The organism is Streptomyces antimicrobicus (assembly GCF_020532625.1).
GTDB lineage: Bacteria > Actinomycetota > Actinomycetes > Streptomycetales > Streptomycetaceae > Streptomyces > Streptomyces antimicrobicus.
The window spans coordinates 14,542-29,792 of record NZ_JAJAUY010000047.1; the positions used below are offsets into that span (position 1 = coordinate 14,542).

Sequence of the window (15,251 nt, forward strand, 5' to 3'; positions counted from 1 at the left end):
TCGACGGTGGACGGCGGGAACGCGACGGCGAGGGCCGCGGGTGGAATCCCGCGGCCCTCGCCGTCGCGCTGTCACGCGCCCGGGCGGCGTGCGGGATTCCGCAACGACGCCAGGACGAGCAGGGTGGCGAGGGCCGAGGCCCCGCCGAGGACGAACCAGAAGGAGTGGCCCAGCTCGGCGAAGAGCCAGCCGCCGGCGACCGGGCCGACGGCGGAGCCCAGACCGAAGGCGAAGTGGAAGCTGCCCAGGTAGTGGCTCTTGAGGTGGTCCGGGGCGACGACGGCCGGGTACGAGAAGATGGCCGGGCCGCCGATGATCTCGCCGAGGGTCCACACCAGGGTCGCGGTCACGATCACGGCCGGGCCCATCGGCAGCCCGTACAGGGCCACCCCGGAGCCGAGCAGCGCGAACGCCAGCCCGATGGTGACCCGCACCGGCCAGTCCTGGGTGACCTTGGTGAGCACCAGCTCGAAGGCGATGACCAGGAAGCCGTTGAGGGAGACCGCGACGGTGTACCAGAACACGGCCAGCCCGGACGCCGCCACGTCGAGCGGGAGCGTGGAGAGGTACTGGGCGTAGACCGCGGTGTGGATCAGCGTGGCGACGAGGTACAGGGAGAACCGCCGGTCGCGCAGGACCGCCAGGTAGCTCCCGGTGGCCGCGTCCTGCCGTCCCCGGGCGGTGCCCGGCGGCAGCGTCCGCCAGGCGAGCACGGCGAAGGCGAGGGCGATCGCCGCCTCGCCCCAGAACAGCAGGTCGTACGAGTCGTGGCCGAGCCGGAACAGCCCGAAGCCGACCAGCGGCGCGGCCATCGCGCCGAGGTTCAGCCCGAACCGGTACATGGCGAAGACCATCACCTGCCGGTCCTCGCCGGCCAGTTCGGACAGCAGCGCCGCCGAGGCGGGCCGGAACATCTGCCCGGCCAGGCCCGCGAGGACGACGACGGCCAGCAGGGCGGCGTAGTCGGTGAGGTAGAGCAGGGCGGCCGTCAGCACCGCGGAGGCGGCCATGCTGACGGCGGTGGTGTTGCGGGCGCCCATCCGGTCGGACAGGGAGCCGCCGATGAGCACGCCGAGGACGGTGCCGGCGCCGTACGCGCCGAGCGCGAGGGTGGCGCGGCCGGCGGAGTGGCCCAGCGAGGTCAGGTACAGGACCAGGAAGATGTTGAGGAAGCCGCCGAGCCGGTTGATGAACACCCCGGCGAGCAGGGTCTTCACCGCGAGCGGTGCCTCGGTGAACGCGGCCCGGACGGTGGGCCTGCGCGCAGCGGTGGTGTCGGCGGCCGGTTCGCCGGCCGGCCGTGCCGGGGACGCGGTCCCCGGCACGGCGGCGGGCGCGGACTGCTCGTCCGCGGCCGCCGAGGCGCGTGCGGTGCTCATCCGGCCTGCTCCCCCACGGGAGCGGTCCGTACGGTGACGGCCGCGCGGACCTTGGCCTCCAGCTCGTCCAGGGCCACCGAGTTGGGCGCGTCGATGAAGAAGTTGGCCACGCGGTCCTCGCTGCTGCGCAGCGGGCCGACGTAGCTGCCCTTCTCCTTCTGGACGAAGACGGCCCGCAGGGTCGGCGGGTCGTCGGGCAGGCCCACGGGGACCTCGGGCCACAGGTCGCCCTCGCCGGCCCATTCGACGCTGACGCCGGGCCAGTCGACGGAGACCTCCTCCAGGATGCCGGGCTCGTGCTCGACGTAGACCTGGCGGGCGTGGCGGACGGGCTTGGGGTAGTCGGCGGTCTCCCCCAGGGCGATCTTGATGATCTCGGGCTCGATGGGCCGGCCCGTGGCCAGGTGGTACAGGACGGTCAGGCCGTCGCCGGGGGTGCGGGCGGCGACCTCCATCAGCTTGGGGTGGCCCTGGGCGTCCAGCCGCCACTCGGAGTGGGTCATGCCGTCCTGGAAGTCCAGCAGGTGCAGCAGGCACTTGTTGGCGGCCAGCAGCGTCTTGCGTTCCAGGCCGACGGCGCCGGAGACGGTGTGCGAGAGCTCGACGAAGGTGTCGGCGTGCACGTCGGTGGTGCCCTTGACGGTGACCGAGTCCCACACGATCCGGCCGTGCTGGATCAGCGCCTCGACGGAGAACTCCTGGCCCTGGACCTTCTCCTCGATCAGGATCGTCTCGTGCTCGGGGTACGTCGCCAGCAGCGCGGCCAGCTGCTCGGCGTCGGTGACGGTCTGCACGCCCGAGCTGGAGTGCCGGGTGGCGGGCTTGACCACGGCCGGGAACGGCACGCCCGACAGGTCGGTGCCGGAGCGGTCGCCGGGCGGGACGACGAGCGCGTACGGGTTGAACTCGCCCAGGTGCAGCCGCTGGAGGTACTTGCTGCGGCAGACCCGCCCGGCGCGCAGGCCCGGCGAGGGCAGGTTCAGCGCGTCGGCGATCAGGCTGGTCGGCTCGACCAGGGTCTCGCCGGCCGCGTAGACGCCGATGATGTCGTAGCGGCTCTCCCAGCCGCGGACGGCGGCGACGACGCCCGCGGTGAAGGAGCCCTCGCGGTCCACGGAGCCCTCGACGAACGCGATGTCGTCGAGGGCGGCGGCGGGGTGACCGGGTTCGCGGAGGGCGGCCCGGGCCTGGTCCCGCCACACCGCGGGGGTGATCAGCAGGATCTTCAGGCCGCGCCGGGAGAGTTCCTCCAGGTAGCGCGGGGCCCGGCAGATGGCCAGGAACGACCCGGTCAGCAGGAAGGCCGCGGGTCTGTCGGAGGCTTCGGCCGGTGCGGCGGCCGGGCCGGCGGGCAGGGTGGGCAGGGCGCTCATGTGGCGGGCCTCCACAGGTCGGCGGCCAGGAAGGCCAGGTCGAGGGCCTGGCCGCGGTTGAGCCGCGGGTCGCAGGCGGTGGTGTACCGCAGGTCGAGGTCGTCGAGGGTGACCGGGTCGGTGCCGCCCACGCACTCGGTGACGTGGGCGCCGGTGAGCTCCAGGTGGAGCCCGCCGGGGTGGGTGCCGAGCTCGCGGTGGATCTCGACGAACGCGCGGATCTCGGCGGTGATGTCGTCCAGCAGCCGGGTCTTGCGCCCGCCCGGGGCGACCCGGGTGTTGCCGTGCATGGGGTCGGTGACCCACAGCGCGGGCGAGCCGGCGGCGGTGACCTTCTCCACCAGGCCGGGCAGCACCTCGCGGATCGCCTCGGCGCCCATCCGGGTGATGAACGTCAGACGGCCCGGCTCGGCGTCGGGGTCGAGGAGCTCGACGAGGGCGAGCAGCTCGTCCGCCGTGGCGGTGGGGCCGACCTTGACGCCGACCGGGTTGGCGATCTGGGCGGCGAAGGCCACGTGGCCGCCGTCGAGCTGGCGGGTGCGCTCGCCGATCCAGACGAAGTGGCCGGAGCCGGCGTAGCGGCGGCCGGTCGCCTCGTCGACGCGGACCAGCGGGGACTCGTAGTCCAGCAGCAGCGCCTCGTGGCTGACGTGCAGCGGCAGCCCGGGTACGCCGGCGACCTCGGCCTCGGCGTCGGCGCCCGGCAGCAGCCGGATGCGGTCCAGGGTGCGGGCGGCGGTGTCGTAGGCGGTCATCATCCGCCACGGGTCGGCGGCCCGGTCCGCGGCGGTGAAGCCGAGGCCGTTGACCGCGTCGCCGCGGTAGGCGGGCAGGGTGACCCCGTCGCGCTCCTCGGTGGGCTTGGAGCGGGGCTTGGCGTACTGGCCGGCCATCCGGCCGAGCGGGACCACCGGTACGGCGGCGCCGTAGGAGATCACCTCGGCCATCTGGCGCAGGGTGGTGGCGGTGCTCTCGGCCTCCACGAGGGCGCGGTCGCCGAACTCCTCGGCGCAGTGGCCGCCCTGGAGCAGGAGTGCCTCGCCGCGGGCGGCGGCGGCCAGCCGCGCGCGCAGCGCGTCGCTCTCGGCGAGAGGGGTCAGTGGGGGTTGTTCGGACAGCAGGTCGACGACGGTGGCGAGAGTGGCGGGGTCCGGCCAGTCGGGCTGCTGTGCCGACTTCAGGGCCCCCAGGGCGGTACCGATCATGATGTGCTCGCTCCTCGTTTCAGGGCCCGGTCGGTCAGGGGACCGGCCGCTCCTGTGTAGTGGGCGGGTTCCAGCAGGTCGCGCAGTTCTTCCGGGCCGATGACGCCCCCGAGCCGCGGGTCGGCGGCGAGGACGTCCAGGAGAGGGGTGCCGGTGCCGTGGGCGGTGGCGGAGGCCTCGGTCAGCAGCTGCCGGGCGGTCGCCTTGCCGATCCTCGGGGCGAGGACGGCGGCGATCCGCTCGGTGACGAGCAGGCTTCCGGTCAGGCCGAGGTTGGCCCGCATCCGGTCGGGGTCGACGGTGAGTCCGGCGGCCAGCTCGACGGCGGTGTGCGCGGCCCCGCCGGTCAGCCGCAGGCATTCGCGCAGGGTGTGCCATTCGCTGTGCCACACCCCGGCCGAGCGTTCGTCCTCGCTGACCAGTGCCTGGGCGAGGGTGCCGGCGAGGGCGGGGACCACCAGGGCGGCGGACCGGATCAGGGTCGCCAGCACCGGGTTCCGCTTGTGCGGCATCGCCGAGGAGGCCCCGCGCCCGGCCGGTCCGGGCTCGGCGACCTCGGCGGTCTCGGTCCGGGCGAGGGCCAGCACGTCCACGGCGAACTTGCCCAGCGCGCCCGCGGTGTGCGCGAGTACGGCGCCGAGGTCGGCGACCGGTGTGCGCAGCGCGTGCCACGGCAGGGCCGGGGCGCACAGCCCGGTCTCGCAGGCGAACGCGGCCGCCAGTTGGTCGGCGTAGTCGTCCGCGCCGGCTCCCCCGGCGGCCCGGCCGGGCCCGTCGAGGCGGGCGTACTCCAGGTAGCCCGCCAGGGTGCCGGCCGCGCCGCCGATCGACACCGGCAGGCGCAGCCGGTCGATGCGCTGGATCGCGTCGAGCAGGAGGTGGCGCCAGCCGGCGGCCTTGAGGCCGAAGGTGGTCGGGACGGCGTGCAGGGCCAGGGTGCGGCCGGCCACCACGGTGTCGCGGTGCTCGGCGGCCAGGGCCGCCAGCGCGTCGGCGGTGCGCAGCAGGTCGGCGCGCAGCAGTTTCAGGGTGCGGGCGGCGACCAGCATGGTCCCGGTGTCGAGCACGTCCTGGCTGGTGGAGCCGCGGTGGACGTACTCGGCGGCGGCCGGGTCGGCCTCCGCGACGACCCGGGTGAAGGCGGCGACCAGGCCCACGACGGGATTGGCGGTCTCCCGCGCGGCCAGCGCCAGCCCCCGGACGTCGAGCCGCCGGGCGTCGGCGGCCTCGGTGATCACCTGGGCGGCCCGGGCGGGCAGGGTGCCCAGCCGGGCCTGGGCCCGGGCGAGCGCCGCCTCGGCGTCCAGCATGGCCTGCAGCCAGGCCGTGTCGCTGGTGGCCGCCTCGGCGGGGGTGCCCGCCCGGACCGGGGACAGCAGGCCGGCGTCGGTGCCCTCCCAGGCCTGCGGCTGCGCGCCGCTCCACCCGGCCGGCGCCGCGGACGCGGGCGCGGGGGCGTGCGCGAGCAGCCTGGGGACCTCGGCCAGGGGAAGCGGCGCGGTCATGCCCGGACCTCGCCGGCGGGGGCGCCGGCCAGCGGCGCCTCGACCGCGGACAGGGCCAGGACGGCGTGCGCGATGGCGTCGGAGTCCTCCAGGGTGACCGAGCCGACGCCGGGGCGGATGCCGGCGGCGGTGACCCAGTGCACGGCCTCGGTGGGGACGCCGTAGGCGAAGCGCCGCGGGTGCGCCCTGCCGGCGCCGTCGATCAGCCGGTAGGGGCGCTCGGACACGGCCAGGCCACCGGTCTCGTACTCGATGCCGGCGCTGCCGCGGATCCGGAACGGCTGGCACTGGCCGGTCTCCAGCAGCTGCACCAGCAGCGCGTCGGTGGTGCGCCGCAGGTCCGGGTGGGGCAGCCGGGCCTCGATGAGCGCGGTCAGCCGGATCTCGTCGGCGTCGACGCCGTCGGCGGTGGCGACGAACACCGGCCCGTCCGGGCCGTCGGCCTCGGTGCGCACCCGCAGGCCGGGCCCGGTGAACTCGACGATGCCGGCGGAGGCCAGGGCGATCAGCTCGTCGATGCGGGAGACCGGCGGGCCGATGGAGAGGAAGGCGTTGAGCGGGGTGTACCAGCCGTCGAGGTCGTCGCGGTGCGAGTCGGCGTGCAGGCCGCCGTGGTCGACGGCGAGCCGGATCTCGTTGCGCAGGTCGCGCAGGACGTCGAGGGCGGCCTTGAGCGGGCCGCTGACGTTGCCCTCGCGGGCCTCCTTGGCGTCGCGCAGCAGGTAGGCCAGCATCCAGCGGCGGAAGTCGTCGCGGCCGGTGAAGCGCAGGTCGCCGTAGGGGCGGGAGAGGGTCTTCCAGTTCCACCGCTCCTCGCCGTCGATGCCGGCCTCGGCGAGCAGCGCCTCCTCGGCCTCGTCGTCGACGGCGGCCAGGTAGCGGGTGGTGAAGTCCTCGATGAGGTCGGGGGTCCAGTGTCCGCCGCGGGCGGCCAGCAGCCGCTCGTAGTAGACGCTCTGCACCTCCTTCTGGATCAGCGGCCAGATGTGGATGCCGAAGTCGATCCAGTCGCCGTCCTTGGCGGCGGCGCGCATCGACTCGACGCGCTCGACGGTCAGCAGGCGCGGGTGGTACCGGCCGTGCGGGCCCTTCTCGTTCTCGCCGCGCGCCTGGTACGGGATGCCGCGCCGGGAGCCGGCGTACATCTTGGGCTCCAGGCCGGAGGGCCGGTAGACGAGCCGGCCGTCCGCTCTGCGCTCGAAGAAGCCGCCGCGGCCGAGGGTGAACAGGGCCATGTAGTCGAAGAAGTTCAGGCCGAGGCCGCGCAGCAGCACGGGCCGGCCGGGGCCGATGGCGCTGAGGTCGACGTCCGCCGGGTTCGAGGGGCCGGTGTACGACAGCCCGTGGGCGGCGGCGAAGTCGTGCAGCCGCTGCTCCTCGGGGCCGAGCTTGGCCGGCAGGTGGCCCTGGGCGAGGACGACGGCGGAGAGCCCGGACAGCCGGCCGCCGTCGGCGAGGTCGAGGGTCTGGGGCCCGTCGGGGGTGTCGGCGTCGTGGAGGGCGACGGCCCGGGTGCGGTGGACGTGCACGGTGACGTGTTCGGGGGCACCGGCGAGGCACTCCTCGAACGCCCACTGGAGGTAGTGGCCGTAGAAGGCGCGGGTGGGGTAGGCGTCGGGGCCCAGCTCCCGGGCCTCGGCCACGGTCTGGGCGCCGTAGCGCCGCTCGGCGGCCTCCGGGTCGGCGGCGAGCCGGCGCGCCCAGGCGTACAGGCTGGGGCCCTCCTCGATGGGGCCCTGCATGGTGACGCTGTCGTCCGTGTAGAGCGTGATCTGCGAGGAGACGGTGTTCATCAGCAGGTGGCGCGGCTGGGCGGTGCGCCACACGGCGCCGGCGCCCGGCGGCGAGGGGTCGATGACGTGCACGGTGAGCTCGTCGTGCGCGGGGGACTTGCGCTCCTGGGCGCATATGCGTTCCAGGACCGACAGGCCCCGGGGTCCGGCGCCGACGATCGCGATCCGGGCATGGCTGTGCTGCGGCATGGGGTCTTCTCCCACCAACGGAAAGGGGATGCTGGCGAATTACGGCGGTGCGGTGTGCCTGTGCGGTGCGGGCGGTCAGCGGGCGGTGTTCCAGCCGACGTCGGTGAGCGCGGGGCCGGTGTGCACGGCTCCTCCTGTGCGGTCGTGGGGTCAGTCGCGGATGACGGTCTTGCTGCGCATGAGGAACTCGGCGAGGTATCCGTCGTGCGGGAGTCCGGGCCCCATCCAGTAGGTGGGGTGGTCGCCGGCGTGGACGTTGCCGATGGTCGGTTCGGCGATCAGCTCGTCCAGGAGCTGTTCGTCGGTGGTGAGGGCGGTCACGACGAGGCTGCCGCGCAGCGGGGCGATCCCGTCGGCGCGGTTCCACGGCGCCACCCAGACGCAGGGGAAGGGCAGTTCGACGCCGGCCTGCGGGGCGTCGGCGCGGTCCAGCTGGTGCACGGCGGGCGTCAGTACGGCGCTGCCGTCGCCGAGGTCCGCGGCGACGCCGTCGCCACCGAGCCACGCCCTGGTGCCCGCGGCCTGGGTGAGCAGGTGGGCTTCCAGGGCGTGGGCGGTGGCGGCGTTCTGCACGGGCAGGACGGCCCGGTCGTCCTCGGGGGGCAGGACGGGCAGGGCGGCGAGCCGGTCGGCGAGGGCTTCGGCGAGGGGGGCCGGGTCGCCTTCGACGAGGACGGTGGTGGTGTTGACGCAGCCGGTGCCGCCGTGGCCGGCCACCGACGCGGTGATGGTGTCCAGGTACGGACGCCAGTCGGTGTCGGCGGTGACCAGGATCTTGCTGCGGCCGGGGCCCTGCAGCAGGACGTCCGGGTTGCCGCCGTACTTGCGGACGACGTCCTCGCCGCCGTACACGAGCGAGCGGTCCGCGGCGCGCAGCAGGGTGTCGGCCTCGGCGTGGTCGGTGGGCAGGAAGGCGATCCGGTCGTCCCCGAAGCCGGCCTCGCGCAGGGCGTTGATCAGGCGGTACGGGGTGAACGGCTCGCGGCGGGAGGGGCGCACCGCGACCCGGTAGCCGAGGGCGAGGGCCTCGGGCCACAGGCTGTGGGTGCCGGGGTGGTTGCCGGCGGCGAGGACGGCGAAGGTCTCGCCGCGCCGGGTCCACACGGCGCGGCCGGTGCGGGTGAGCGGGGAGCTCCAGTGCTCGGCGGTGCCGGCGGGCCGGGCCTGGGTGAGGCTGTCGTAGACACGGCCGAGCCGGGCCCGGATGTTCTGGGTGGTGGCGCGGACGACGGACAGCGGGACCCCGCCGACCCGGCTGACGGTGTGCTCGTACGCGGCGACGCTCTGGCCGGCGACGTCGGCGGTGGCGAAGAGCTCGGCGGCCCGGCCGATCGCCGCGATCCGCTGGTCGGCGTCCATCGGCCGGGCCCGGTGCAGGGCCTTGACGGTGCGGTCGACGAACAGGGACGGGACGAGGCTGAGTTCGGCGACCGGGGCGCCGCAGACGTCGGTGACCGTGGCCCGCTTGCGGGCCCGGAAGGCGCCCTGCGCGCCGAGCGCGTCGAGGTGCGGCGACTGCGTCTGTGCCTGCGGCTGCGGCTGCGGCTGGGACTGGGACTGGGACTGGGCCTGCGGGGCAGGTTCTGCCCGCGGTCCGCGCTGCGCCCCGGGCCGCTCGGGGCGGCCGGGGCCGAGGAGGTCGGCGACGGCCATGTCAGTACACCCCTTCGATGACGGTCTCGTTCTCGAAGGTGGCCACCGGGGCGATGTCGGCGACGGCGTCGCCCGGTCCCCCGAGGGACGGCAGCCGGGTGGCGAGGTCGCGTTCCAGGTTGTTGGGCAGCAGGAACGTCTTGCTGACGTGGCTGACCACGACCTGGCCGCGCTCGCCGTACGCCACGGGCTCGCGGGTGGCCGGGTCGACCACGGAGAAGGTGACGTAGGGGCTCAGCGGGTCGAACACGCACGGGTCCTCGTCCGCCAGCCCGGGCCGCTCCCCGGCGAAGCCGAGGATCATCGTGCTGCCGTAGTTCCCGCAGAAGGCGATGTCGGGGAAGATCTCGGTCCGGTACAGGTGCCGGGAGTCGGGGTCGAGCTGGGTCCCGCCCCAGCGGATCGCCTTGACCTTCTTGTTCACCAGCTCGACGAGGTCCTCGCGGCCGGCCAGCCGCTCCAGCACCGACGGGGTGATGGTCAGGACGCCGATGTCCTGGGTGGTGAGCACGAACTCGGCCTGCTCCAGAAGGTGTTCGGCATACGCGCCGGCGTCGGCACCCCGGCCGGCGGCGATCAGCTTCTTCACCCAGCGCGGGTCGAGGTCGATGGTGAAGCCGCGGGTGCCGTGCGTGTCGGCGGAGCGGCGGAAGAACTCGCCGACGATGTGCGGGCCGGTGGGCACCAGGCCCAGCCAGTCGGCGCCGCGCGGGAAGCCGTGCGCGTCGAGGTTGGCGTTGGACCAGGCCACCATGCGGTCGAGCCAGTCGCGGGTGAGCACGACCCGCTTGGGGGCGCCGGTGGTGCCGCCGCTCTCGAAGACGCCGACGACGTCCGGGCGGGCGCCGTAGCCGCGCGGGACGAGGTCCTGGGCGCGGACGTGGCGCAGCTCGCCGGTGACGTCGGGGAAGCGGGCGAGGTCGGCGTGGGTGCGGATGTCCGTGCGCGGGTCGAAGTCCAAGGTCTCCGCACGCCGCAGCCAGAACGGGGACCCGGTCTCCGGACCGAAGTGCCAGTCCATCGCCGCCCGGACGAACTCGTCCGGGTCGGGCTGCACGTCGAACGGAAGGTCCAGGATCGAGTGGTCTGGCGAGGACACGGTGTCTCCTTACGAAGTGCGGCAGCGGGTGTGCGGAGGAGCGGCGGTACGGCGGAAACGGCGGTACGGCGGAAACGGCGGTGCAGCGGGTACGCCGACGGGGCTCGGCACGGGGGAAGGAAGCGCCCCGTCGGCGTACGCGCTGGTCCTGGGGGTGCGGGTCGGCGCGGACCCGGCTAGACGCGGATCAAGGTGGCGGCCCAGCGCCCGGTGGAGATGCCGCACAGGGCGACGAGGTCCCCGGGCGCCAGCTCGCCGCGCTCGATCTGCAGGCCGAGCGAGATCAGCTGGTCGGCGCCGCCCATGTGGCCGTGGTCCAGGGCGAGGGCCGCGTTGGTCCGCTCCGCGGGGATGCCGAGCGGCGTGGCCACCGCCGCCACGGAGGAGGGGACGTCGTTGAGGTAGATGACGTGGTCGAGGTCGCCGCGGTCGACCCCGGCGCGGGCCGCGGCGGCGTCGATGACCTCCACCAGCCGGACGTACCGCTCGCCGATGAACTTGCGCAGCTTGGCCGGGTCCCCGGAGAACTGCTCGCGCACCTGGTCGTACGCGGACGGGGCGTCGGCCGCGGTCCAGCCGATCGGCGGCAGCGGCTGGACGGCGCCGCCGAAGTCCAGGCGCAGCAGGTCGCTGTACTCGGGGTCGGTGAACTGCTCGGAGGCCAGCCATCGGACCCCGTCGTGGCCGCGCCGGACGACGACGGCCACGGCCGCGTCGCTGAGCACGGTGTTGATGACGTTCATCCGGTTGCGGTGGAACTCGCTGACCCGGTTGACGACCACGAACAGCGCGGTGTCCGCCTCGGGGCGCAGCGCCAGCGTGGAGGCGACGTAGAACAGGCCGCCCACGCCCGCGCCGCAGCCCTCGTTGAGCCACAGGGTCTGGGTGCGCTCGATCTTCAGCTCGCGGGCCAGCGCCGAGGCGGCGTCCCAGTACGAGTACTCGGGCATGTCGGTGGTGGCGACGATCACCAGGTCGAGCGCGTCGGCGGTGAGGCCGGCCCGGTCCAGGGCCTGCTGGGCGGCTTCCCGGGCCAGGTCGGTGCCGGTGACCCCGGCGGCGGCCCGGTGGAAGGTGCGGTAGCCCCACTTGACCACGCGCTCGGGGTCGTCGACGTAGTCCGCGGCGACCGTGGCCACGTCCTGGTCCTCGCCGAAGGCGTAGCCGAAGGAGGCGATGCCGATGCCGGCGGCGCCCGTGGTGGCGCCGGTGGCGGCGGTGTCGGTGTCCACGCTCATGTCAGGCCGCTTCCGGGTGGGCCGCGGCCGTCAGGCGCGCGGTGAGTTCGTCGGCGGCCTCGGCGAGCGTCTTCTCGAACAGGACCAGCAGGTCGTACTCGTCGCCGAAGCGCTCCTTGGCGTACTCGCCGAGCTGGAGGGCGAGCGCGGAGTGCCCGCCGAGTTCCAGGAAGCTGTCCTGCAGCTCCACGTCGGGCTCCTCCAGCAGCTCGGCCACCCACTCCAGGGTCGCGGTGCGGATCTCCTCGGCCAGGGCGGTGGCGGGTGCGGTGCTCATCGGGTCTGGTTCCTCTCCTCTTCCCAGGTCCGGGCGACGGCGGCCCGGTCGACCTTTCCGTTGACGGTGCGCGGCAGGTGGGGCAGCGGCAGTGCCCGGTAGCTCGACGGGTGCATGTAGGACGGCAGGAGTTCCTTCACGTGCGCGCGCAGCGGGCGGGTGCCGGGGTCCTCGGCGCCCTCGGCGACGATGTACGCGCAGACCAGGCGGTCGTCGCCGGGCTTGAACGTGTGCACCCAGACCACCGCGTCGGCGATGTCCTGGTGGGCCTGCACGGCGACCTCGATGTCGCTGAGTTCGATCCGGTGGCCGCGCAGCTTGACCTGGAGGTCGGCGCGTCCGACGTAGCCGTAGGTGCCGTCCGGTCGCGGGACCACCAGGTCGCCGGTGCGGTAGTAGCGGATGCCGTCGGTGTGGGTGGGGAAGCGTTCGGCGGTGAGCTCGGGGCGGCCCAGGTAGCCGTCGGCGACCTGGGGGCCGGCCAGCCACAGCTCGCCCTGCTCGCCGACGGCGGCCTCCCGGCCGGTGTCGGTGACGACGCGGGCGGAGCCGGACAGCAGCCGGCCGATCGACAGGGTGTCGGTGTCGAGGTCGTCCTCGCTGACCGCGTGGAAGGTGCTGAGCACGGCCGCCTCGGTGACCCCGTACATGTTGACCAGGACCGGGGAGGACAGGCCGAACTGCTTGGCCCACGGGCGGACCGTCTCGGGGGTGAGCTTCTCCCCGCCGAAGACGACGTAGCGCAGCGCCGGCAGGGCGAACTGGTCGCGCAGCACGATCGAGGTCATGGCGCTGAACGCGGTCGGCGTCTGGCTCAGCACGGTGATGCCCTCGTCCGCGATGAAGTGCATGCACGCCTCGGGCGAGCGGGAGGTGCCGGGCGGCAGCACCACCAGGCGGGCGCCGGTGGCCAGCGGTCCCCAGATCTCCCACACGGAGAAGTCGAAGGCGATGGAGTGGAACAGCAGCCAGCTGTCGTACTCGTCGAAGGCGAACGGCCCCTGGGCGGCGGCGAACAGGGTGGCCGCGGCACCGTGCGGGACGAGGACGCCCTTGGGGCGGCCGGTGGTGCCGGAGGTGTAGATGATGTACGCGGTGTCGCGGGGGTCCGGTCCCGGCCCGGCGGGCGGGGCCACCGGCGGCTCGGCCAGCAGCCGGGTGATCCGCTCCTCGGGGACGACGGGGACCGGGCCGGTCTCGCACTCGGCGGGGTCGCCGAGGAAGGCGGTCACGGCGCTGTCGGAGACGATGTACTGGTTGCGGGAGGGCGGGTTGCGCACCTCCAGGGGGACGTAGGCGGCGCCCGCCTTCATGATCCCGATCATCGAGGCGATGGCGGCGGCGCCCGGCGGCATCCGCAGCGCGACCCGGTCCCCGCGGCCCACGCCCAGCTCCGCCAGCAGTGCCGCGACGGCGTCCGACCAGGTGTCGAGCCGGCGGTAGGTGTACGTGGCCCCGTCCGCGGTGAGCGCGGGCCGGTCGGGGAAACGCTCGACGGTGGCGGCGAGGACGTCGGTCAGGACGCGGTGGTCGTCGTCCCGCAGGGTGCGCGGGCCGGCGATGGTGGGCAGGGTCATGGCTTCCCCCCAGGGGGCGTGGTCGGGCGGTTCGGTGTCAGGGGTGGCCGGCGGTCAGGCGGCCTTCACGGCACGGGCGAACTTCACGACCCGGTCGGCCTGGACGCGGGCGGCGGCCCGGGTGGTGTCGTCGACGGGTCGGGTGTTGCCGCCGCCCGACCAGTGCGCCGTGCCGTACGGGTTGCCGTCGGCGAACTTGTCGGGGTGGGTGTAGCCGGGGGCGACCACGATCCCGCCGAAGTGGTGGAAGGAGGTGGTCAGCGCCAGCAGCGTGGACTCCTGGCCGCCGTGCTCGCTGGCGGTGGAGGTGAAGCCGCTGTACACCTTGTCCTTGAGCAGGCCCTGGCTCCACGCGGGGCCGAGCTGGTCGAGGAACTGCTTGAGCTGGGCGGAGATGTTGCCGAAGCGGGTGGGCGAGCCGAACAGGACGGCGTCGGCCCACAGCATGTCGTCGGGGGTGGCCACGGGGACGTCGGCGGTGTCGGCCAGGTGCCGGGCCCAGCGGGGGTTGGCGTCGATGGCCGACTGCTGGGCCAGTTCGGCGCACCTGCGCAGGCGGACCTCGGCACCGGCCTTCTCGGCGGTCTCGGCGATCTCCCGGGCGATCTCGGCGACGTTCCCGGTGGCCGAGTAGTAGATCACGGCCACGTTGACGGCGGCGTCGGTGCTCACGGTGACTCCTCTCCTCTACCAGTCGGCGATGTGGGACGCGCGGATGTCCTGCTCGGCCCGGTCGGGGTTGGACGCGGGCCGGGCGAAGGAGCGGTTGTAGTAGACGAGCGGGGTGCGGTCGCTCGTGAAGGCCTCCTCGACGCGGCCGATGAGGATGCTGTGGTCCCCGGCGTCGACGATGGAGTGCATGGAGCAGGCGACCCGGACGCTGGTGTGGTGCAGTCCGGGCAGGCCCAGTTCGCAGGTCTCCATGTCGCCGGCGGCGAACCGGTCGATGCCGGAGGTGGCGAACCGGCGGGCCACCGTGTGCTGTTCCTCGGCCAGGACGTTGATCAGGAAGTGCCGGGCCGTGGTGAACGCCGCGTGCGTGCTGGCGCCCTTGTCCAGGCAGACCGACACCAGCGGCGGGTCCAGCGAGACGGAGCTGAACGAACTGGCCGTGAACCCCCACGGCTTGCCGTCCGCGTCCAGCGTGGTCACCACGGTCACCGGGCCGGGCACCCGTGCCATCGTGCGGGTGAGCAGGGAGCGCTCCATGGCAGGACTCACCTTCCGGTCTCAGGGCTGGAGGCGGGCCGTGCGCCAACGGCCGCCGTCGCGGGTGTAGCTGAGCCGGCGGTGCAGCCGGTCGGAGGCGGCGCTCCAGAACTCGACCTCGGCGGGCTCCAGCAGGTAGCCGGTGAACCGCTCGGGCCGCGGCAGCGGCTGCCCGGTGGCCAGCAGCCGGTACGCCTCGTCGCGCAGGGACTCCAGGTCCTCGATCGGCTCGCTCTGCCGGGACGCGGCGGTCATGGAGTGCAGCGGGACCGGGCGGGCCGTCCACAGCGCGTCGGACTCGGCCGGCGGCAGCGGGGTGACGGGACCGGCGAGCATGATCTGCTGGCCGGTCTCGCGCCAGTACAGCAGCGCCGACGCCCAGCCCGTGGCGGCCAGTTCGCGGCCCTTGCGGCTGGTGCTGTGGGTGGTGAACACCAGCCCGTTCGCGCTCTCGCGGGTGATGGTCACGATCCGGTTGGAGGCGCGCCCGTCGGCGGTGGCGGTGGCCAGGGCCATCGACCGGGGCTCGCGCACACCGTGCCGTACGGCCTCGGCGAGCCACTGCCACACCAGGCCCATGGGCTCGGCGGGCGGGGCGTCGTACTCGGGGAAGTCGAGGTCGGCGGCGCCCGAGAGGGACTCGAACTTGCTGGTGTCGATCCCGGGCCGGGGGCCGGTGCCGGGCGCCGTGCGGGTGCCGTGCGCGGTGCGGGTGCGGGCGGGGTTCGCGGTACTGGTGGTGCTCGTGGTCATG

13 protein-coding genes are annotated in these 15,251 nt (G+C 74.2%); all 13 read right to left on the reverse strand.

What is annotated here, in order from left to right:
• Positions 1–71: 71 nt before the first annotated feature.
• Complete coding sequence (locus LG632_RS14395; protein ID WP_226727442.1) at positions 72–1,379, reverse strand: MFS transporter; 1,308 nt, start codon at positions 1,377–1,379, stop codon at positions 72–74.
• Positions 1,376–2,752: an ATP-grasp domain-containing protein gene (locus LG632_RS14400; RefSeq protein WP_226727443.1), complete on the reverse strand. Its 1,377-nt coding sequence runs from the start codon at positions 2,750–2,752 to the stop codon at positions 1,376–1,378. Before LG632_RS14400 ends, LG632_RS14395 begins: the two co-directional genes overlap by 4 nt.
• Complete coding sequence (locus LG632_RS14405; RefSeq protein WP_226727444.1) at positions 2,749–3,957, reverse strand: 3-deoxy-7-phosphoheptulonate synthase; 1,209 nt, start codon at positions 3,955–3,957, stop codon at positions 2,749–2,751. The genes LG632_RS14400 and LG632_RS14405 overlap by 4 nt, the downstream gene beginning before the upstream one ends.
• Positions 3,954–5,462 carry a nitrosuccinate lyase gene (locus LG632_RS14410; RefSeq protein ID WP_226727445.1) on the reverse strand — a complete coding sequence of 503 codons (1,509 nt, stop codon included), beginning with the start codon at positions 5,460–5,462 and terminating at the stop codon, positions 3,954–3,956. The genes LG632_RS14405 and LG632_RS14410 overlap by 4 nt, the downstream gene beginning before the upstream one ends.
• On the reverse strand, positions 5,459–7,444 hold the full coding sequence (locus tag LG632_RS14415) for an FAD/NAD(P)-binding protein (protein WP_226727446.1): 1,986 nt from the start codon (positions 7,442–7,444) through the stop codon (positions 5,459–5,461). The genes LG632_RS14410 and LG632_RS14415 overlap by 4 nt, the downstream gene beginning before the upstream one ends.
• A gap of 150 nt (positions 7,445–7,594) precedes the next feature.
• Positions 7,595–9,097: an aldehyde dehydrogenase family protein gene (locus LG632_RS14420; protein WP_226727447.1), complete on the reverse strand. Its 1,503-nt coding sequence runs from the start codon at positions 9,095–9,097 to the stop codon at positions 7,595–7,597.
• A gap of 1 nt (position 9,098) precedes the next feature.
• The gene (locus tag LG632_RS14425) at positions 9,099–10,196 is read right to left on the reverse strand and encodes a phenylacetate--CoA ligase family protein (protein ID WP_226727448.1); all 1,098 of its coding nucleotides are present in this window, start codon (positions 10,194–10,196) and stop codon (positions 9,099–9,101) included.
• Positions 10,197–10,372: 176 nt separating this feature from the next.
• Positions 10,373–11,434 (reverse strand): 3-oxoacyl-ACP synthase III family protein, encoded by a 1,062-nt coding sequence (locus LG632_RS14430; protein WP_226727449.1) that lies wholly within the window; start codon positions 11,432–11,434, stop codon positions 10,373–10,375.
• 1 nt (position 11,435) lies between these two features.
• Entirely contained in the window at positions 11,436–11,711 is a 276-nt protein-coding gene (locus LG632_RS14435; RefSeq protein ID WP_226727450.1) for a phosphopantetheine-binding protein, read from the reverse strand.
• Complete coding sequence (locus tag LG632_RS14440; protein ID WP_226727451.1) at positions 11,708–13,288, reverse strand: amino acid adenylation domain-containing protein; 1,581 nt, start codon at positions 13,286–13,288, stop codon at positions 11,708–11,710. The genes LG632_RS14435 and LG632_RS14440 overlap by 4 nt, the downstream gene beginning before the upstream one ends.
• A 54-nt stretch (positions 13,289–13,342) precedes the next feature.
• Entirely contained in the window at positions 13,343–13,960 is a 618-nt protein-coding gene (gene wrbA / locus LG632_RS14445; protein WP_226727452.1) for an NAD(P)H:quinone oxidoreductase, read from the reverse strand.
• Between the two features lie 15 nt (positions 13,961–13,975).
• Positions 13,976–14,497 (reverse strand): flavin reductase family protein, encoded by a 522-nt coding sequence (locus LG632_RS14450; RefSeq protein ID WP_226727453.1) that lies wholly within the window; start codon positions 14,495–14,497, stop codon positions 13,976–13,978.
• Positions 14,498–14,518: 21 nt separating this feature from the next.
• Positions 14,519–15,250: a phenazine biosynthesis FMN-dependent oxidase PhzG gene (phzG, locus tag LG632_RS14455; protein WP_226727454.1), complete on the reverse strand. Its 732-nt coding sequence runs from the start codon at positions 15,248–15,250 to the stop codon at positions 14,519–14,521.
• Between the last annotated feature and the right edge of the window lies 1 nt (position 15,251).